This window comes from Paenibacillus sp. YSY-4.3 (assembly GCF_054767475.1).
The window spans coordinates 88,085-108,296 of the sequence record NZ_BAABMC010000008.1 but is presented as its reverse complement, the minus strand read 5'-3'; the positions used below and the strand labels follow the sequence as shown (position 1 = coordinate 108,296).

The window sequence follows — 20,212 nt, the reverse complement described above, 5'->3', positions numbered from 1 at the left end:
GCATTTATTTTGTCGAACCGCGCATATTTTGGCGTGACAAGATCAGCTTGAGTAGGAACTCGGGCTGATCTTTTTTGTTGTTGAGTAGTATGATAAAAGGTCACGAAGATCAATCATCTTGAAGGGATTCGATTAGCGAAAGAGCTGCAATAATACATGAATTTTGAGAAAAAAAGCTGTGAATAAAGGAATTGATGCAAGAGCCTCACGGCCCTTTAATTGAACAGTAATAAATTAAACTACTAGATGGTCAGGATAAGGTAACTAGATGTATTTCATACAGTTAGTTTAGCGGTTTTGGCCGTGTTAGAGGGCATTAACTGCAAAATCTACATTTAGTTTTAAGCGATTTCGACGAATTGGCTCCATTCAGGCAAACTAACTGCATGTTTTACATTTAGCGCATGTATTTCTTATATAAGAGCTTAACTAGCTGTATAAAATACATTTAGTTTTTAAATGACCTCGTAAAACCAGGGAGCTGGATGGATGGCCGCCACCAACGATCTAACAATCTCTAACAAACCACCGTCCCAACAGTCAAGGCACTAACAACTACTAATTTATTTACATGGCCCCATAATTAAACTGGAGTCTTATGGCGAAAGCGCAGGAATTTTCCGGCGAAAGTGACCATTTAGGTAGTTTTGTAGAATAATCTGTTCAAATGTTTCCACCTCACCTTATTGACAATGAGAATCATTATCAATAAAATGGAATTGATCAATCGTTGAGAATGGTTATCAATTACGTAGGTGGAGGAATTGAGATGAATCAAACTTCATTGGTATATATATCATGGCTTCTGATTATCAGTGCGGCGGTTTGCCGAAGAGAGGCTGAGCGGCAATGGGAGACTGTTGATGGGCAGAAGCAGAGAACGAGAGGTTCGCAGAGAACGGACAAGGAGGGGAACGCATGCCAAGAGGGCCTTTAAATCATGAGCTGGTACGGGAATTTATCGTGGCCGCGCATGGAGATTATGATGCGGTTGCAAGGCTGCTCAAACAGGAGCCCGCACTTGTGCATGCGGTCATCGATTGGGGGAGCGGCGATTGGGAGAGCGCCCTCGGCGCCGCGTCGCATACCGGGAATTTCAGCATTGCAAGACTGCTGCTGGCGCACGGGGCACGAATGGATATTTTCGCTGCAGCTATGCTTGGAGAACTGAACGTCGTAAAAGCGATCGTGGAGAATCATCCCGAGACCGTCTATGCTAAGGGGCCGCACGGAATATCGCTGATCCGTCACGCCGAGGCCGGTGGGAATGCTGCCATTTTCGTCTATGAGTATTTAAGTATATTCCTATCGAAAGAGGTGGTCGGAAAATGATGGTGATGATGAAGGCCATCCAGATCATCCGGGTCCGAAAAGGCAAAGCAAACGAAGTGCTGGCTCGCTTCAGAACGCCCATATCGGTCCATGCTTTTGAAGGATTCCTGTTCATGGAAGTGCTGATCAGAGATAATTGCCCGGAATACGATGAGCTGCAGGTTTGCACTACTTGGGAGGATCGATGGTATTTTGAGAAGTGGTTAACGAGCAGAGCAGCGCGAACGCTCCACCGCAAGTTTAGAGAGCTTAAGCCGGAAGTCAGCCAACTCATTGGCTCCGAGCTGGCGACTTATGAAGTAGCCGCGCAGTATAGGCCGCTGCGGCAAAAGTTTGAACCGGAACGGGGGATGGCCGGTCCCATGACAGAAAATAACATTAACCGTCAAATTTTAAGAATTTTATAATTATACCAATTCTCTTGTTAATTACCCTAAGGTTGACAATCCCGTCAGTACACCGTATCATAGACACACGCTTAGTTTCTTGGTGATAGCCAGGAAAGCGGGGGAACCAGTTCTTTTTTTTGGGGCGAATCACTCATTCCTATGAGGTGTAGGGTACCATCTTACCCGAGTCCGTCAGCTAACCTCGTCAGCAGTGGATGGGTCTGTTATATGATTATTTATTACGTCTCTTAGACCCTATTTTAGGGTCTATTTTTGTCTTCTGACCCTTGCTGGCGCAGCTGTGTCTAGGACCCCGATCCGGGGTCTTTTTTGTTGATTACTAGGAAGGAGGATGTACAATGACAAAGACTAAAACGAAGTACATTACGAATCTGGACAGACTGACTATGATTCCGGAAGAGGAGCGCGAGCGTTTGAAACCGATTACGGAGAAATTCGTATTTCGGGTGAACGATTATTACTTGAACCTGATCGACTGGAATGATCCTCAGGATCCCATTCGCAAGCTGGTCATTCCAAATGAGGGGGAACTCGAGGAGTATGGCCGCTGGGATGCTTCCGACGAGGATACCAACTACGTTGTGCCGGGATGTCAGCACAAGTATACGACGACCGCCCTGCTGATCGTGTCAGAGGTATGCGGCGCGTACTGCCGGTATTGCTTCCGCAAGCGCCTGTTCCGCAACGACGTGAAGGAGGCCATGTCCGATGTGCAGCCGGGAATCGATTATATCGCCAAGCATCCCGAGATCAACAACGTCCTGTTGACTGGCGGGGACAGCCTTATTCTAGCCACGGAGAAACTGCGGGGCATCCTTGCCCAGCTGCGTGAAATTGAGCACGTTAAAATTATTCGTCTCGGCTCGAAGATTCCCGTGTTCAATCCCATGCGCATTTACGAGGACGAGGAGCTGCTCGATGTGATCCGCACCTATTCTACGCCGGAGCAGCGCATTTACGTTATGGCCCATATTAACCATCCGCGCGAGATTACGGAGGAAGCGAGACGCGGCTTTCAGGCATTGCATGAGGCCGGCGCGATCGTAGTCAACCAGACCCCGGTGCTGAGAGGCATTAACGATGACCCTGTAGTGCTTGGCGAGCTGCTGGATAAGCTGTCTTGGGCAGGGGTTACGCCTTACTACTTCTTCGTGAACAGGCCGGTAGCGGGGAACCGTGATTTCGTCCTTTCCTTGGAAGAGGTCTATCGGATCGTCGAGGAGGCAAAGGCGCGGACATCCGGTCTGGGTAAACGAGTCAGGCTGTCGATGAGCCATACGTCCGGCAAGATCGAAATTCTCGCGATTGAAAACGGCAAGGCCTATTTGAAGTACCACCAGTCCCGCGACGGGGATTACGGCAAATTGATGATCCTCGATTGCCCTAAGGATGCGGCTTGGTTTGACGATCTTCCCGGCAATGAGCAGTATTGGCGGCAGCCCGAGAAGAAGACCGATGAAGTTGTCTCCGTGAACGAAATGCCCGATTTACCGCAGAAGAGAAAACGCACGCCTGCTATGCTATAACATATAAATCATAGTGACCATCCCCTGAGGAGCGGCCTGAAGTAATATTTGGCTGCATCCTCCGGGGATTTTTGTTTGTATCCTGATCGTTTGCACGCTTTTCATTTCTCAGGATGGCGGTGATAGATTATGATAAATCTAATAAGACATTTGGAGAAGGGGTAGTTATGGAGAGACTGACATTCGATCCTTCCGGGTACAAAATAAAATGGGGTGCCGAGAGCATCGAGCTGCTGGCGAAGGAGTTCGCGCTGCTGCAATTTTTGTATCGCCACCGCGACCGGGCATTTACGCGCGAACATCTCCTGGACCAGGTCTGGACGATGGAGTTCCCGGTAGAGCGGACGGTCGATGATCATATTTATCGCCTGCGGAAGAAGCTGACTCCTTGGGCGCATATCCGCATTAATACGGTGCGGGGATACGGATACAGCCTGACCGTCGGGGAGCCGAAATCCGTGATGAATCCATCGGTAGGCGATCGCGAGGTCAATTCCTCAGTACGGGACATTTTCAAGAAATACCATCTGTTCGGGCAAGGCAAATCGATGCTGGCTCTGGCGACACAGCAGGACATTCTCGGCTTCGAGATGGACCCGTTCTATATCGTTTATCTGAAATTTATTCAGGGCGATATCCCCTGGTTCCTGGAGGCGAATGACCTGCCGCTGCAAACCCGGCTGTACTGGTTGCTAATTCTATACCGTGGGATGAATCCGGAGCCTGGGCAGATGCTGCGCTATTGTGAGCAGGCCATTTCGCGGCGTGTCCTCTCCCCGGAGGAGCATCGCGAAATGCGTATTCTTAACATTCTTGAGGTGTATGCCGACGCCGGGCTTGCGATGGAGGCCATGCAGCGGTTCGAAGAGACGAGAATGACGGTTGAGGCGGAGGGACTGACCGGCTTCGTCATGCCGGTAGCCATTATGGAAATATACGTTTACGTGCTGGCGGGAGAACTGGAGCTGGCGGATAAGGTAGCGGAACGATTGGCCGGCTTGCTTCAGGATACGCCGTATTTGCGAGAGATCGGCCGTTTTCGCATCGCTCAGGGGTTGCTGGACATGGCACGCGGCCGGGAGAAAGAGGCCGAGCAGCACTTCGACGAAGGGCTTGATGTGTTGGAGATGTCGCTAAATGTCCCGCTTCGGATCATTTCTCTCTGTCAAATTAGGCGATATATCTCGTGGAAACATCCTGGCCTGGAAATGGAGCGTAAATATGCCTCGCTCTATGATTCCGAAGATGAAGAGCTTGGGCTATCCAGGCATAAGAAGGAGATGGAAGCCATCATTGGCAGAGCGCTATCTTTGTCATAGCCGCTTGCAGCAGGGCCGTCTGATAATCCTCTGACAATCACGGGATAGGATAGGGGTATCTAGAGATGCGAAAGGATAGATTGCCCTATGACACGAAAAGAACGCTCCTCCCTGTTATCAATCCGCAGCTTCAGGCATATGTTTGCAGCTTATGCGCTCGCCTCCTTTGGCGATTGGTTCGACGCGCTGGCCATTCAGGTGCTCGTCGCCTACCGCTGGGGCGCGGACCCGATGCTGCTGGCCCTCATTCCGGTGACGATGGCGCTGCCGGCGGTGCTGCTCGGCTCCTTCGCTGGAACGGTCGCGGACCGGGTGCGCAAAGCGCGGCTTATGATGGTCTGCGATCTGATCACCGTCGGGCTCACCCTATGCATTTTGGCTGCGCCCAACATGGCCTGGCTGCTCCCGCTGCTGGCGCTGCGGGCGGCCTGCGGCGTGTTCCATGTGCCTGCTCAGCAGGCGCTGACCCGGCAGGTCGTGCCGCAGGCATTGCTGTTTCAGGCGACATCCTTCAATGGCCTGGTGAACCAGTCCTCGAAGGTGGCCGGCCCGCTGCTTGGCGCGATGACGCTGACAGCGCTGTCGCCTCAGGCATGCATTATACTTAATGCCGGAGCAAGGCTGCTGTCGGCCGTACTGCTGATCTCGCTGCGCGCGCTTCCAGTCTCCCATCATACAGAGGAACCGTTGAAGAGGGGAAATTCCAGACGCGATGGGGCCTTGGATGCTTTTCTGCAGAATTGGCGCGAAGGCTGGCTGTATCTTTTTCAGGCCAAAAAAGTGCTGTATACGATGATGTTCGGCTTTGTCGGCTTGACCGCGCTGCTAATGATCGATTATCAGTTTCCGACGCTGCTGCGTGCGATCGATTCCGCGAATGAATCGCTGATCGGCTGGCTGGTGTCCGCGATCGGAGCCGGGGCGGTGGCCGTGCTTGTCATCCTTAATCGATTGAATCGTGTCGGCTACGGCTGGGGACTCGGCGGGGGCTATGTGCTGATCGGAACCGGAATCGCCCTTTTGGGGCTGTGTCCGCCAGGCACTGGCGTGCTGCTGCTTCTCGGACTCGGGGCGCTGATCGGCATCGGCAACGGCATGTATATGGTAACGCAAAATTATATACTGCAAAAAGAGACCTCCGAGCAGATGATCGGCCGGGTATTCGGCATTCAGAACACGATCGTCAGCCTGGTGATGCTTACCGCACCTTTGATTGGGGGCGTTTTGATCAAGACGGTCCAGGCAGGCGAAGCTTTTATGCTTATTGGAGCTGTCACTGCGCTGATTGGTCTTGTGGGTATTGTGTTCCGATCGGCGATATGGGGCGCTTCGGCGCCGGCGTCAAGCCGCAATCCAGCCACGGCTGCTGGCGAGGGAACCGGGAAGGCTCTATAATAGTTGAAAAGCAATTGCATTGCCATTAATTAACGTAAAAGTAGGATGCATATATGGAAAAAGACAAGCGTAGCCTGAGTATCGAGGCGGCCAGGCTGTACTATATTTCAGACTACAGCCAGCAGGAAATCGCGGAGCGGCTTGGCGTATCGCGGCCAACGGTGTCCCGTCTGCTCCAGCATGCGAAGGAGCAGGGATACGTTCGCATTAGCATCGTCGATCCTCTGGAGGATTTGAATGCATTGGCTGAACGCGTCAAGGTGAAGTACGGCATCGATAAGGTGCTGATTTGCCATTCTCCTCAGAACGAATATCAGGACATACAAGAGCATATCAGCAGGAAGGCAGCCGATTATTTGTACGATACGGTGAAGGACGCGGACATCATCGGCGTGACTTGGGGAACAACCATGCACAAAGTGGCACTCCAATTGCGGCACAAGCAGCTCCGGGGCGTTGAGGTGGTGCAGCTTAAGGGAGGCGTCAGCCACTCCCGCACGAATACGTACGCGGCGGAGACGGTGCAATTATTCGCTGAGGCTTACGATACCGTGGCGCGCTATTTGCCGCTGCCCGTTATTTTTGACAGCGTCCCCCTCAAGCAAATGGTCGAAGAGGATCGGCATATTGAGCGGATCATCCAGCTCGGGAAACAGGCGAATATTGCTGTTTTTACGGTGGGCACCATTCAGGAGGATGCCCTGTTGTTCCGGCTAGGCTATCTCAGCGAGGAGGAGCAGAATTTGCTGCAGCGGCGGGGAGCTGGAGATATTTGCTCCCGCTTTTTCGATGAGGATGGGAATATTGTCAGTGAAGATATCAACAACCGTACCGTGGGTATAGATCTGCCTGACCTGCGCCGGAAGGAGAAGTCGATCCTCGTGGCGGGCGGTCAGCGCAAATTGGCTGCCATCCGGGCCGCATTGAACGGCAAATACCCGAATATTTTGGTGACTGATCAGTTTACCGCGCAAGCTTTGTTGGAAGAAGCTTAGGTTGCCGTTGAGGCTGGCAATAGTCGCGTTGGATGAGTCCATTGGATGGACTATGCCGTCGAAATGACTGCTCCCTCGAATATTGTGTGTAAAGCGGGAATAATAAGAGGAAGAACGAGTTGAACATAAGTTCAACGGACGATATACATTCGTTCATGCGGGTGTTAAGATTGGGTATAAGAAAAGCGTGCATCATTTACTGGATGAATACAAACGATAGAGGAGAGCGTAAATATGAGTATAGCTGGCATGATCGATCATACGCTGCTGCGGTCTGACGCAACGAAAGAAGAAATCAAGAAGCTTACGGACGAGGCAAGGGAGTATGGATTCGCTTCGGTGTGCGTAAATCCGGCGTGGGTGGCCTATTCCGCGGAACAGCTTGCGGGAACGAAGGTGAAGGTGTGCACTGTCATCGGCTTCCCGCTTGGCGCCTCCACTTCCAAGACGAAGGCTTATGAGACGGCTGATGCGATTGGCAGCGGCGCTGCCGAGGTCGATATGGTCATCAATATCGGAGCGCTGAAGTCCGGCGACGACAATACCGTGCTCAGCGATATTCGGGCCGTTGTCGATGCGGCTGCGGGCAAGGCTTTGGTTAAAGTTATTATAGAGACATCTCTGCTGACGGACGAGGAGAAGGTTAAAGCCTGTAAGCTGTCTGTGCAGGCCGGTGCCGATTTCGTGAAGACGTCCACCGGTTTTCAAGGCGGAGGAGCGACGGCCGAGGATATTGCCTTGATGCGGCAAACCGTAGGTCCCGGCGTAGGCGTAAAGGCCTCGGGGGGAGTCCGCAGCCTGGAAGACGTCAACCGGATGGTTGAGGCCGGCGCAACCCGCATCGGCGCAAGCTCCGGGGTGCAGATTGTGAAGGGAGAGCAGGGCACCAGCTCTTATTAAGCGGCTGCATCATAAATCCATGGCAGATGATCAACGCATTGTAGCGCAGAAAGGAAGTAGTGGGGGAATATGGCGAAATTCAAAAGAATCCACCTGATTGTACTGGACTCCGTCGGCATAGGTGAAGCGCCGGATGCTGCCGAATTCGACGACGTGGGCGCGGATACGTTCGGGCATATCGCCGAAGCCTGCGGGGGGCTTAATATGCCCAACATGGCCAAGCTCGGCTTGTCCAATATCGAGCCGGTTAAAGGCGTACCCAAGGCGGATAAGCCCTTGGCGTACTATACGAAGATGCAGGAGGCCTCGCGGGGCAAAGATACGATGACCGGACACTGGGAAATTATGGGCCTGTATATTGGTACGCCGTTTCGCGTCTTTCCGGACGGCTTCCCAGAGGAGCTCATTCGCCGCATCGAGGAGAAGACAGGCCGCAAGGTCATCGGCAACAAGCCGGCCAGCGGCACTGAGATCATCGATGAACTGGGCGAAGAGCATATGAAGACGGGCGCGCTGATCGTCTATACCTCAGCGGATTCCGTGCTGCAAATCGCCGCTCATGAAGAGGTGGTGCCGTTGAAGGAGCTGTACGAAATTTGCGAGTTCTGCCGCGAAATCACTTTGGACGATCCTTATATGCTCGGCCGGATTATCGCCCGTCCGTTTGTCGGCGAGCCGGGTAATTTTTCGCGGACGTCGAACCGTCACGACTATGCTCTCAAGCCGTTTGGCCGCACGACGATGAACGAACTGAAGGATTCGGGCTTTGACGTTATCGCCCTCGGCAAGATCTCCGATATTTACGACGGAGAAGGGGTCACCAAGGCGGTGCGCACCGTGTCCAATATGGATGGCATGGATAAATTGGTCGAGACGATCAAGGCACCGTTCAGCGGGCTATCCTTTATAAACCTAGTCGACTTTGACGCCGTATACGGCCATCGGCGCAATCCAAAAGGCTACGGCCAGGCGCTTGAGGAATATGATGCCCGTCTGCCGGAGGTATTCGAGCTGCTGCAGGACGATGACCTGCTGATCATTACGGCGGATCACGGCAATGATCCGACGTATACGGGAACGGATCACACGCGCGAATACGTGCCGCTGCTGGTGTATTCGAAGGCTTTTACAGGAGAAGGAAAAGAACTGCCGCTGCGCAAAACCTTTGCGGATATCGGGGCTACCGTGGCGGACAACTTCGGCGTGAAAATGCCGGAGCACGGGGCAAGTTTCTTGGCTGATTTGAAATAAGAATTAGGGAGGAAGCCGCGATGAGCGTACACATTGCAGCTAAGCAAGGAGACGTTGCGGACACGATTCTGCTGCCGGGCGATCCACTGCGGGCGAAGTATATTGCTGAAACTTATTTAAGCGACGTAACCTGTTATAACGAGGTAAGGGGGATGCTCGGTTTTACGGGGACCTACCAAGGGAAGCGGGTGTCCGTACAGGGTACCGGAATGGGCGTTCCATCTATAGGGATTTATGTTCATGAGCTGATCCAGGAGTACGGTGTCAAAAACCTGATGCGCGTCGGCACATGCGGGGCGATGCAGGAGCATGTCCGCGTGCGGGAGGTCATCCTCGCTCAGGCGGCGTGCACGGATTCCAGCATGAACCGCCATACCTTTGGTGGTTATGATTACTCCCCGATTGCCAGCTTTCAGCTGCTTAAGGCCGCGTATGAGCGCGGGGCAGCCAAAGGGCTGAACATGCACGTCGGCAACGTCTTCACCTCCGACGTATTCTACCGCGACGACAAATCCGTCGTCCAGAAGCTGATGGATCACGGGGTGCTCGGCGTAGAAATGGAGACGACGGCGCTTTATACTATCGCAGCCAAGTTCGGTGTGAACGCGCTCACCATTCTCACCGTAAGCGATCATTTGATCACCGGAGAAGAGACTACGGCCGAGGAGCGCCAGACGACATTTCACGACATGATGGAGGTTGCGTTGGAGACGGCGGCTTCATTGTAGTTTCTTGTAGTTATCCGTAGTATTCCGGAGACAAGGAAGTTCGAATTGTTGGGTACGAGCCAGGTTATGTGACGGTATGAAGGAGCAGCTAATCAGATCAGAGTGAGGAGAATCTGCGATGAGAATGGTAGATTTGATTGAGAAGAAGCGCGACGGGCAAGAGCTTACGACCGAGGAAATTAAATTCATCATCGGGGGCTATACCCGGGGCGAAATTCCTGATTATCAGGTGAGCGCGTTGGCCATGGCGATATATTTCAAGGATATGAGTGAGCGCGAACGGGCTGACTTGACGCTGGCGATGGCCCATTCCGGCGATATGATCGACCTGTCGGCGATCGAAGGAGTGAAAGTGGATAAGCATTCCACCGGGGGAGTCGGCGATACGACGACGCTAATTCTTGCTCCGCTGGTCGCTGCGCTGGACATCCCCGTAGCCAAAATGTCGGGACGGGGACTAGGTCATACGGGCGGCACGACTGATAAGCTAGAGGCGATTCCGGGCTTCCATGTCGAACTGGCCAAGGAGGAGTTCGTGAAGCTCGTTAACGAGCATAAAATCGCGGTCGTCGGCCAGAGCGGCAACTTGACCCCGGCAGACAAGAAGCTTTACGCGCTGCGGGACGTGACGGCTACAGTCGATTCGATTCCGCTGATCGCCAGTTCTATTATGAGTAAGAAAATCGCCTCCGGCTCGGATGCGATCGTCCTGGACGTGAAGACGGGCGCGGGCGCCTTTATGAAGACCGTGGAGGACGCCAAGGAGCTTGCGCATGCCATGGTCAGCATCGGCAACAATGTCGGCCGCAGAACGATGGCGGTCATCTCCGACATGAGCCAGCCGCTGGGTGCGGCGATTGGCAATGCGCTGGAGGTTCGCGAAGCGATCGACACCCTGCGTGGCAGCGGACCGAAGGATTTGGAGGAGCTCTGCCTGGCCCTTGGCCGCCAGATGGTCTTCCTGGCAGGCAAAGCCGCTTCGCTGGAGGAAGCGGAGGAGAAGCTGCGGGAGGTTATCCGCAACGGAAAAGCGCTGGCGAAATTCAAGGAATTCATTGCGAACCAGGGCGGGGACGCCTCGATCGTCGATGATCCGGATAAGCTGCCGACAGCCGCATATCGGATTGAAGTGCCGGCCAAGAAGGACGGCGTCGTTGCATCCATCGTTGCCGACGAGATCGGTACCGCGGCGATGCTCCTTGGAGCGGGCCGGGCGACGAAGGAATCGGAAATCGATCTGGCGGTCGGCCTGATGCTCAATAAGAAAATCGGCGACAAGGTGACGGCCGGAGAATCCCTGGTGACAATTCACGCTAACCGGGAAAACGTCGATGAAGTTCTCGAGAAGATTTATGCGAATATCACAATCGCCGAGCAGGCGACAGCCCCTGCGCTCATTCACGGTTTTGTAACCGAGTAGGCTAGGCGGCGAGCGAAATCTGCCATCCCAAATTCATGGGAGGCAGATTTTTTTGCACTTTAAGCATAATTCCGAAAAAATCAAACCTCTTTCCTAAATATCGCACCTCCCCAAATGAAAGGTTGCCGCTCATAATGAGGGATATAAATGACAAGGGGGGAATAAAGTGTCAAAGGCAAAAATATCTAAAATGTTAAGTCTTGCTCTGGCATCAACCTTGGTGCTTGGTCTCGCTGCCTGCGGAGGCGGAGCCAAAGAAACCGTGGGCAATGCGGGCAGCATCGAGACAGGGGGAGCGGAGGTTAAAGCTCCGGATAAAAAAATCACGATTACGTTCCAAAATATTTTTCCGGATCCCACCGATCCCAAGCATCAAATCATGAATAAGCTCGTAAAGCAATACGAAACGGAAAATCCGAACATCAAGATCGAGCTCGATTCGCTCAACACAGACAATCAGAAATTGAAGCTGAAGACGCAAGCCGCATCCAAAGAGGTTCCCGACATTACCGTGGTCAATCCTGCGGCGCAAATGAAGCCTTTCGTGGATGCGAAACTGTTTGCCCCGCTCAACGATATGCTCGAAGTGAACGGACTCAAGGATACGTTCCAGGAGGGCTTGCTCGACTGGTACAGCTTTGACGGCAACATTTATGCATTGCCGGACGGGAACAACATTGGGGTCGTGTACTACAATAAGGAGCTGTTTGAACAAGCGGGCGTCGAGGTGCCGGGGACATTCGAAGAAATGCTCGAAGTTGTGAAAGCGCTTAAGTCGAAGGGCATTACGCCGATTGCGATCGGCGAGAAGGATACATGGACGGGATCATTCCTATTCATGAACATGCTGCTGCGCACGAACGGGCCGGGCTTCTTGAGCGATGTGCTGGAGAATAAGAAGACCTTCGAGGACCCAGCGTTCATTGAAGCCGTTGACGCATTCCAGAGCCTGGTCGCGGCAGGCGCATTCCAGGAGGGGGCTACCTCCTTCGATTACAATGCCGGGGAGAATTTATTCAAGACAGGCAAGACAGCAATGTATTATATGGGGTCCTGGGCAACGGGCGGCATTGAAACATCGTCAGTAGACGGCAAAGTCGGCGTATTCAAATTCCCGACCATCAACGGCAAAGGCGATCCGAACGAATTCATGCTGGCGCCGGGCAGCGCGTTCGCGATCTCGGCCGACAGCAAGCATTTGCAGGAGACGAAGGATTTCTTGAACTACTTCATGCTGAATTTCCCGAAGGAGACATTTGAAGCGAAAGGCGCGGTCGGTATCGGCCAGGTTGTAGACGGGGATTTCAAAGCAGCTGGCTACTCCGATATGGCGATGGAAGTGCTCGGTCTGTTTAAAGAGGTCAAGGGCGGCGATCTGGCGTTCGATAATACGATGAACCCGGGTACGGCGCAAGCTCACTTAAGCAGCATCCAGAACCTATTCGTACAGAAAAAGGACTCCGCCGAGGTGGCCAAAGAACATCAAACGGCTTATGAGTCAAACAATAATTAGCATCATTAAATAATTGAAGCTGTACGAAGGGAACACTTGCTGTTCCCTTCGTCATCTATCTTGACGCCAAATTATGTCGGCCAGAAAAAGGAGGGATGCGGCATGAATGTTCTTAAGGTCTCCCGCCTTACAATTGCCCTGTTCGTACTGCCTTGCCTGCTCATTTATTGCACCATGGTGTTCATCCCGATTCTCGTCTCGCTATATAGCGGGCTGTTGGATTGGAACGGAATCGGCGAGGCGACATTTGTTGGAATGAAGAATTTCAAAAATCTGTTTTTTAACGATCCCGTATTTTGGCCCTCTGTACGGAGGACGCTAATGTTCGCCGTGTTCTCCATGGCGGAAATTCCGTTAGCTCTGCTCGTGGCCATTTTGCTGCGGAGATTCATCAAGCGGCCCAATTTCCTCGTATCGAGCTATTTTCTGCCAGTGATCTTGTCCGTCGTTGTCGTCGGGCAACTATGGAAGACCATTTACAATCCGGCCTCCATGGGCGGTATGCTGAATCAGGTCCTGATTGCCATAGGGCTGGAATCGTGGACAAGGCCTTGGCTGACCGATCCGGCGGTCGCCATGTATGCTCTTTATTTTGTCGCTCTATGGCAGTACCTCGGGTACCACACTCTGATTCAGTTTACGGGAATATCCAATATCCCCGGAGAGCTTTACGAGGCTGCACGGATCGACGGCGCTGAAGGCTTCAAGGCCGACCGCCACATCACGTTCCCGCTCATTATTCCGATTTTCAAAATCTCCATCGTGCTGGCCTTCATCGGCTCGCTCCAGGCGTTCGATATGGTTATGGTCATGACGGCCGGAGGGCCGGCTCATGCCACCGATGTGATTTCTACCCATATGTACAATATGTCGTTCTTATCGATGAAATACGGGTACGGCAGCTCGATTGCCGCATTTCTCGTCGTCGTCTGCCTGATCGCGACGCTGATCATCAACCTCATTTTTAATTCATTAGAGAAACGGTTCTCGTAAAGGAGGAAAATCGAAATGAATACACCGGGTGCTCTGGCCGTTCGGAACGAAACCTCCGTACCGAGGCACAGACGATTTTCTGTTACGAAAGGAATCGTTATCGCACTTTTGTCGCTGCTCGTCGTGACGCAGGTGTACCCGCTGCTTTGGCTGCTGCTGTACTCCTTCAAGACCAATGAGGAAATATTGTCCGGAAGCTTCTTCGCTCTCCCTGGGTCGCCGCAGTGGATCAACTACAGCTCGGCATTGGCCGGGGGGAGGTATTTCCGCTATCTATGGAACAGCTTCTTCGTCACCTCGATCACGATGGTCAGCGTCATTATGCTAAGCTCGCTCGCCGCCTTCGCGATCAGCCGCTTCCGCTGGAAGTATGGCCAGGCGGTCATGCTTGTCTTTCTGGTCGGTATGATGATACCGATGCAGGCAACGCTGCTGCCGCTGATGCTCATTTTCAAAAATATGCACATTCTGAATACGCATTTATCGATTATATTTCCGTACATCGCTTTTTCGACGCCGATCTCCGTGTTCATCCTGAACGGATTCATGAAGACGGTTCCGCATGAAATCGAGGAGTCGGCGATTATGGACGGGGCCAGCGTATTCCGCGTATATCTCAATATTTTGCTGCCGATTTCCGTGCCGCCGATCATGACAGTGTGCATATTGACGTTTATCAACATTTGGAACGAATACATTCTGGCTGCCACGTTCATTTCCGCCGAATCGCTGAAGACGCTGCCGTTTGGTGTGAATAGCTTCGTCAGCCAGTATTCGGTCAACTATGGAGCGATCGGGGCTTTTCTCGTGCTCGGCGCGCTTCCCGTCATCGTGATCTATTTTCTGCTGGCGGATAAAATTACCCAGGGCATGGTAGCTGGTGCCGTAAAGGGCTGACTTTGAAAAACGGCTACTGTGATAAACTGGAAAGACTATTGCAGCGAATGAAGGGAGACGACATCATTGGCTCGAGGATTCCGTTCTATCCATAGCCGTCTTTTTCTGCTATTTCTTACGTGCATGACTGTGATTCTCATTTTAGTCAGCTTCCTGTACTATACGCGCGCACTCGCGATTATTCATTCGAAGATCAGCGACATTGCTGAGAAAAATATTTCGCAAACCGCCGGACTGTTCGATTTGATGCTCGAGGGCTATAACAGCGTCACCAAATCGCTGAACGGCAACTACGAACTCACCCGCCTGCTGCAGGAGACATCCAGCAATCCAGCCGTATCGGTCATCAACGAGCGCTCCATCACGAACATCATCGGGGCGGCCTTCTATTCCCGCAAGGAAATCGTAGGCATCCACATCATTACGAACGGCGGCAAAGTATACAGCTACGAGAAGCAGTTTGCGGGCGTCATCGATATCAATTATGCGCAGACCGAGTGGTACAGCAAATTAAAAGCGTCCAGGGGCAATATGGTCTGGCTCGGGCTGTATTCAGGCTCTCCCATTAACACGATGCAGCAGGATACAGTATTCGTATTTGGGCGGCAGCTCTATGACCTGACGGATTACAAATCCATCGGCGTTATCGTGATCGAGACCGATCCTACCCCGATTACTGAAGCGCTGTCCAACGTGAGCATCAGTCCCGGTACCCGGGTGTTCATTACGGGGATGGACGATCAGCTCATCGCGAGCAAAGGACAGCAAGGTGCAAGAGCGCCGGTATTTTCGCAGCTGCCCAAGCCGTCGGAGGATCAAGCTATTATCGTGGATGATACCTCTGACCAGCTAATCGTAGCCGCCAACACCGCGCTTGCTGATTGGACGATATACGGAATTACGCCAAAAAGCGACTTTAGCTCGGAAATCAACCAGACCCGGCTGTATTTGTTCATCGTCGTGCTGGCTCTGATTATCGTCAGTACGATGCTGGCCTCCATTATGTCCAGGACGATTGCCTCTCCGCTCAAGCTGCTCATTCGGGAAATGAAAAAAGTAGAATTGGGCAATTTCAGCGGCTCTGTGAACGTCAATTCGTTCGAGGAAATTAACAGCCTCGTCTCCTCCTTCAACCGGATGGTGCAGCGGATGGATGAACTGATCGAGCGGATCAAGCTCTCCTCGGTCAGCGAGAAGAACGCCCAACTGCAGGCGCTCCAGTCGCAGGTGAATCCGCATTTTCTATACAATACGCTGGACATGATTTACTGGATGCTCGATGAGAAGGGCAATGAAAGACTGAGCCGCGTCATCCTGTCCTTGTCCCAGATGTTCCGCTACAGCAGCGATTGGGAGGAGGCCTCCCAGACGACGCTGCGGCAAGAGCTGGAGCAAATTCGCCACTATTTAACGATTATAGGGAGCCGCCTCAATGATCGCGTGCAGACGGAAATCGATGTGGAGGAGCGCTGGCTTGACGTTGTTTTGCCGAAAATGACCATCCAGCCGATCATTGAGAATGCGGTGAAATACGGCCTGGAACCGCTTGGCAGTCCGTGCAAGCTGCAGGTGCTTGCAGAGCGGTATAACCATCAGCTGCATATCAAGATTATCGATTACGGTATGGGCATGGACGAAGCGGCGCTCGGCCAGGTTCAAGCGAATTTGCGGAGACGGCCAAGCCTGGCTCTCGAACCGGTAAGCCGGCCGCGGCGAGGGATCGGGCTGCATAATGTGCATGCCAGAATCGGCATGATGTTCGGCGAGAACTATGGATTACACGTGGAGAGCAGGCAGGGCGAGGGAACGACGGTCACCGTCGTCGTACCGATACCGATAGCGTTACAAGGAGGGCGTAGGGATGAAAATTCTAATTGTGGATGATGAGTCAGTGATCCGGGAAGGGATCATGCGCACGATTCAAAGAGCTTATCCGCATTATGATGTTTATCTGGCTGCTAACCCGGAGGAGGCTGTGCAACTGCTGCGAAGCTATCCGATCGAGGCCGTGCTGACTGATATTTTGATGCCGGGCATGACGGGGCTGGAATTGATGCAGCTGTCGAGGCGCGGCTATCCGCATGTAAAATGGGTGATCATTTCCGCTTATTCGGAATTCAATTATGCCAAAGAAGCGATAAAACTCGGGGCGGTCGATTACCTGCTTAAGCCGATCGGCAAGGAGCTGCTGCTGGACATGATCGATAAGCTGAAGGAGCTTATCGATCAAGAGGCGGAGAAGGCGCGGGAATCGAAGCTGCTGCGGGCGAATTTGAAATTTCTGAGAGAAGCCATGTTTCAGCGCTGGGCTTCCGGTCTTGGCATTGGAGGGATGGATATGACTTCTGTAATCGCTAACCACCCGCGGTTTCAATTGATTATGGTCAAGATGGAAAGTGACCGGGCCGTTCATTTGGAGCATTTTATCATCGATAATGTCTTGTCCGAATTGGCGACGCAGTATGGGCGGGGATTCGTGACGACCTATGATGCCAAGAGCCTGCTCGGCCTAATTACGGTCGATGAAGGCAAGTCGCTGGAGAGTCTGCTCGAAGAGCTGCGCAGCAATTTGAAGCGATATTTGAGGGTGCCCTTTCAAATTATGCACAGCGAGATGCTGCATGATTTCAACAAGGTTCCCGGCGAGGTGCAAAGAATGCATCAGGATTCGGCAAGCGCTGAATTCGAATATTACGCGACTGGCGGAAACGAGATTATCGAGGTGGCGATCCAATACATTCGTGCCTATTACAATACCGACCTGTCGCTTGAGAAGGTAGCCTCGATCGTCTATTTGAACCCTGTCTATTTCAGTCAGGTATTCAAGCAGAAAACGGGTTACGGCTTCAAGGAATACATCATCCATTTGCGTATGGAGCAGGCAAAGCAACTGCTGCTCAATCCGCAGCTGAAGCTGGCGGATATCTCCGAGCGGATCGGCTACCAGGACGTCAAGCATTTCACCCAGGTCTTCCGCAGAAAATATAACGCTACACCGACAGAATACCGGCAGGAGCATCGCGCCCACGCACATAAAGCATGTCCATGATAACACTCATTTTGAGCTGGAAGGGAGGTGATGCCAACTAACTTGGAAGCGCTTACTGAAGGGAGATGAGTTTAGGAACCGGGAGGTGGTTGGGCTTCTTGGACGAGATCGCAACACGAATAGCATGAGCATATAAAGATAAAAGAGGAGGCGTCTTTACTCATGACAAAGAAAATGATGTCGGTCATTGCGGCTTTAGCGATTGTTCTGGGTCTATCTTCCGTTACTCCGGGGATTTCCCAGGCGGCAACACCGATCAGTCAGGCGAATTCGACCATTTTTGGCCCGAATGTGTATGTATTTGATCCATCCATGGCTACGGCGGATATTCAGAATGTGGCAAATTCGATTTTTAATATTCAGGAACAGAATCAGTTCGGTACGGAGCGGTATGCGCTGCTGTTCAAGCCCGGTTCTTACAATGTGAACATTCGGGAGGGCTTCTATACGCATGTTGCGGGACTCGGCCAGAACCCGGATGACGTGAATATTACCGGCGGGTTCAATGTGGATGCCAAGTGGTTTAATGCCAATGCGACCCAGAATTTCTGGCGTTCCATCGAGAATATCAAGATAACGCCGTCCAATGGCAAGACGCAGTGGGCCGTTTCGCAGGCAGCGCCGATGAGACGGGTGCATATTGCCGGTTCGATGGACTTATTCGACTTTGATCCTAACTGGAATGCAGGCTGGGCCAGCGGAGGCTATTTGGCTGACTCGATCGTCGACGGCAAAATCGTGCCTGCTTCCCAGCAGCAGTGGTTCTCTAGAAACAGCCGGTATTCCGAATGGTCGAACGGCGTTTGGAATATGGTGTTTGTAGGCGACAGCAATCCGCCGTCAGGGAATTTCCCTGATCCACCGTATACGGTCGTCAATACAACGCCAATTATCCGCGAGAAGCCTTATTTGTACATTAATAATGCGGGACAATACCAAGTATTCGTTCCATCGCTGCAGACGAACACGAAGGGGGCTACCTGGGCCAACGGGTCGACGCCGGGCACATCGATTGCGATCGATCAGTTCTATATTGCCAAGCCCGGCACCGCAACGGCTGCGAGCATCAATGCCGCGCTGAGCCAAGGCAAGCACCTCTTGTTCACTCCGGGCGTGTATCATTTGAATCAAACGATTCAAATCAACAATCCGAATACGGTCGTCCTTGGCATCGGCTTGCCTACACTCATTCCAGACAACGGCGTTACTGCGATGAAGGTCGCTGATGTCGACGGCGTGAAGATTGCCGGTCTGTTATTCGATGCCGGACAGGCCAACTCGCCTTCCTTGCTGCAAGTCGGCCCGAGCGGCAGCTCACAGAGTCATGCGGCCAATCCGTCCTCACTCTATGATCTGTTCTTTAGAGTTGGAGGAGCCGGCGTAGGGAGGGCCGACATCAGCCTTGAGATTAACAGCAACCACGTCATTGGCGACCATTTCTGGATATGGCGCGGGGACCATGGTGACGGCGTAGGCTGGAATACGAACGTCACGAAGAACGGCCTGGTCGTCAATGGGAATGACGTTACGATATATGGGCTGTTCGTGGAGCATTACCATCAATATCAGACGCTCTGGAACGGTAATAACGGCCGCACTTATTTCTATCAATCGGAGATCCCTTACGATGTGCCGAACCAATCCTCATGGATGAGCCACAGTGGTACGGTCAACGGTTATGCCTCGTATAAAGTGGCCGATTCGGTGACGAATCATGAAGCGTGGGGGCTCGGGGTATATTCTTTCTTCAGGGATGCTGCCGTCAAGGCAAAAAGCGCGATCGAAGTCCCGAATGTGCCGGGCGTGAAAATCCACCATGCGACGACGATTTGGCTGAACGGCGTTCCGGGCAGCGAAATCACGCATATCATTAACGATATCGGCGGCCGGGTGTATGCCAATTCCCCTAGCGAAGCGATGAGGCAGACGCTCAATGAATTCGCTGGTACGGGCAGCGGCGGCGGTACCGAGACGGCGCTTAACCGCGCAGGCTGGACAGCCAGCTCGGTGCCTTCCAGCGGGGACGTGTCCGCGAATATGCTTGATAGCAACCCGTCTACGCGCTGGAGCGCAGGGACAGCCATGATTCCGGGACAATATCTTATCGTAGATATGAAGGCAGCGAAGACGTTTAAGAAAATCGTTATGGATTCGACGGGCAGCAACGATGATTATGCTCGCGGCTACGAGATCTACGTTTCAAATGACGGCACCAACTGGGGCAGCGCCGTAGCGAGCGGCAGCGGCTCGAGTGCGGTTATCACCGCAAGCTTCGGGCAGCAGACGGCCCGCTACATCAAGGTCGTACAGACTGGAACAGCCTCCAATTGGTGGTCGATCCACGAATTTAATGTCTATAACTAGAGGCTGAAGAGAAGCTTGAATTGAATAATGCGTTAGACTTGTTAAGAGTATTAGCTCTGCTAGGCAGCAGGGCTAATGCTTTTTTTGAAGGAGGAATGTTAGTTTTGATCGGGTGGGCTT

General features: G+C 52.6%; 17 protein-coding genes and 1 riboswitch. All 17 genes read left to right on the top strand.

Going from position 1 to position 20,212, the window contains the following annotated elements:
* The first annotated feature begins 769 nt into the window (after window positions 1-769).
* The 17 genes from ACYUJT_RS21270 to ACYUJT_RS21190 all read left to right on the top strand — a co-directional run bounded on the left by ACYUJT_RS21270 (window position 770) and on the right by ACYUJT_RS21190 (window position 20,092).
* A complete protein-coding gene (locus ACYUJT_RS21270; RefSeq protein ID WP_460326037.1) occupies window positions 770-937 on the top strand; it encodes a hypothetical protein in 168 nt (55 codons plus the stop codon).
* On the top strand, window positions 919-1,332 hold the full coding sequence (locus tag ACYUJT_RS21265; RefSeq protein ID WP_460326035.1) for an ankyrin repeat domain-containing protein: 414 nt from the start codon (window positions 919-921) through the stop codon (window positions 1,330-1,332). Before ACYUJT_RS21270 ends, ACYUJT_RS21265 begins: the two co-directional genes overlap by 19 nt.
* Window positions 1,329-1,739: an antibiotic biosynthesis monooxygenase gene (locus ACYUJT_RS21260; protein ID WP_460326033.1), complete on the top strand. Its 411-nt coding sequence runs from the start codon at window positions 1,329-1,331 to the stop codon at window positions 1,737-1,739. The genes ACYUJT_RS21265 and ACYUJT_RS21260 overlap by 4 nt, the downstream gene beginning before the upstream one ends.
* Before the next feature lie 58 nt (window positions 1,740-1,797).
* A riboswitch (cyclic di-AMP (ydaO/yuaA leader) is annotated at window positions 1,798-1,947 on the top strand.
* Between the two features lie 133 nt (window positions 1,948-2,080).
* Window positions 2,081-3,268 (top strand): KamA family radical SAM protein, encoded by a 1,188-nt coding sequence (locus tag ACYUJT_RS21255; RefSeq protein WP_460326031.1) that lies wholly within the window; start codon window positions 2,081-2,083, stop codon window positions 3,266-3,268.
* A gap of 167 nt (window positions 3,269-3,435) precedes the next feature.
* Window positions 3,436-4,587 (top strand): winged helix-turn-helix domain-containing protein, encoded by a 1,152-nt coding sequence (locus ACYUJT_RS21250; protein ID WP_460326029.1) that lies wholly within the window; start codon window positions 3,436-3,438, stop codon window positions 4,585-4,587.
* A gap of 87 nt (window positions 4,588-4,674) precedes the next feature.
* Window positions 4,675-5,982 (top strand): MFS transporter, encoded by a 1,308-nt coding sequence (locus tag ACYUJT_RS21245; RefSeq protein WP_460326026.1) that lies wholly within the window; start codon window positions 4,675-4,677, stop codon window positions 5,980-5,982.
* 53 nt (window positions 5,983-6,035) lie between these two features.
* On the top strand, window positions 6,036-6,977 hold the full coding sequence (locus ACYUJT_RS21240) for a sugar-binding transcriptional regulator (RefSeq protein WP_460326024.1): 942 nt from the start codon (window positions 6,036-6,038) through the stop codon (window positions 6,975-6,977).
* Window positions 6,978-7,211: 234 nt separating this feature from the next.
* Complete coding sequence (deoC, locus tag ACYUJT_RS21235; RefSeq protein WP_460326022.1) at window positions 7,212-7,877, top strand: deoxyribose-phosphate aldolase; 666 nt, start codon at window positions 7,212-7,214, stop codon at window positions 7,875-7,877.
* Between the two features lie 69 nt (window positions 7,878-7,946).
* Window positions 7,947-9,128 (top strand): phosphopentomutase, encoded by a 1,182-nt coding sequence (deoB, locus tag ACYUJT_RS21230; RefSeq protein ID WP_460326020.1) that lies wholly within the window; start codon window positions 7,947-7,949, stop codon window positions 9,126-9,128.
* Between the two features lie 20 nt (window positions 9,129-9,148).
* Window positions 9,149-9,856 (top strand): purine-nucleoside phosphorylase, encoded by a 708-nt coding sequence (gene deoD, locus ACYUJT_RS21225; RefSeq protein WP_460326018.1) that lies wholly within the window; start codon window positions 9,149-9,151, stop codon window positions 9,854-9,856.
* Between the two features lie 118 nt (window positions 9,857-9,974).
* The gene (locus ACYUJT_RS21220; protein ID WP_460326016.1) at window positions 9,975-11,276 is read left to right on the top strand and encodes a pyrimidine-nucleoside phosphorylase; all 1,302 of its coding nucleotides are present in this window, start codon (window positions 9,975-9,977) and stop codon (window positions 11,274-11,276) included.
* A gap of 190 nt (window positions 11,277-11,466) precedes the next feature.
* Window positions 11,467-12,789: an extracellular solute-binding protein gene (locus tag ACYUJT_RS21215; protein ID WP_460326216.1), complete on the top strand. Its 1,323-nt coding sequence runs from the start codon at window positions 11,467-11,469 to the stop codon at window positions 12,787-12,789.
* Between the two features lie 102 nt (window positions 12,790-12,891).
* Entirely contained in the window at window positions 12,892-13,782 is an 891-nt protein-coding gene (locus ACYUJT_RS21210; RefSeq protein WP_460326014.1) for a carbohydrate ABC transporter permease, read from the top strand.
* A 15-nt stretch (window positions 13,783-13,797) separates the two neighbouring features.
* Window positions 13,798-14,679, top strand: coding sequence for a carbohydrate ABC transporter permease (locus ACYUJT_RS21205; RefSeq protein WP_460326012.1), 882 nt, complete (start codon window positions 13,798-13,800; stop codon window positions 14,677-14,679).
* Window positions 14,680-14,745: 66 nt separating this feature from the next.
* Complete coding sequence (locus ACYUJT_RS21200) at window positions 14,746-16,563, top strand: sensor histidine kinase (RefSeq protein ID WP_460326009.1); 1,818 nt, start codon at window positions 14,746-14,748, stop codon at window positions 16,561-16,563.
* Window positions 16,541-17,728, top strand: coding sequence for a response regulator (locus ACYUJT_RS21195; RefSeq protein ID WP_460326007.1), 1,188 nt, complete (start codon window positions 16,541-16,543; stop codon window positions 17,726-17,728). The genes ACYUJT_RS21200 and ACYUJT_RS21195 overlap by 23 nt, the downstream gene beginning before the upstream one ends.
* Before the next feature lie 162 nt (window positions 17,729-17,890).
* The gene (locus tag ACYUJT_RS21190; RefSeq protein WP_460326005.1) at window positions 17,891-20,092 is read left to right on the top strand and encodes a discoidin domain-containing protein; all 2,202 of its coding nucleotides are present in this window, start codon (window positions 17,891-17,893) and stop codon (window positions 20,090-20,092) included.
* The last annotated feature ends 120 nt before the right edge of the window (window positions 20,093-20,212 follow it).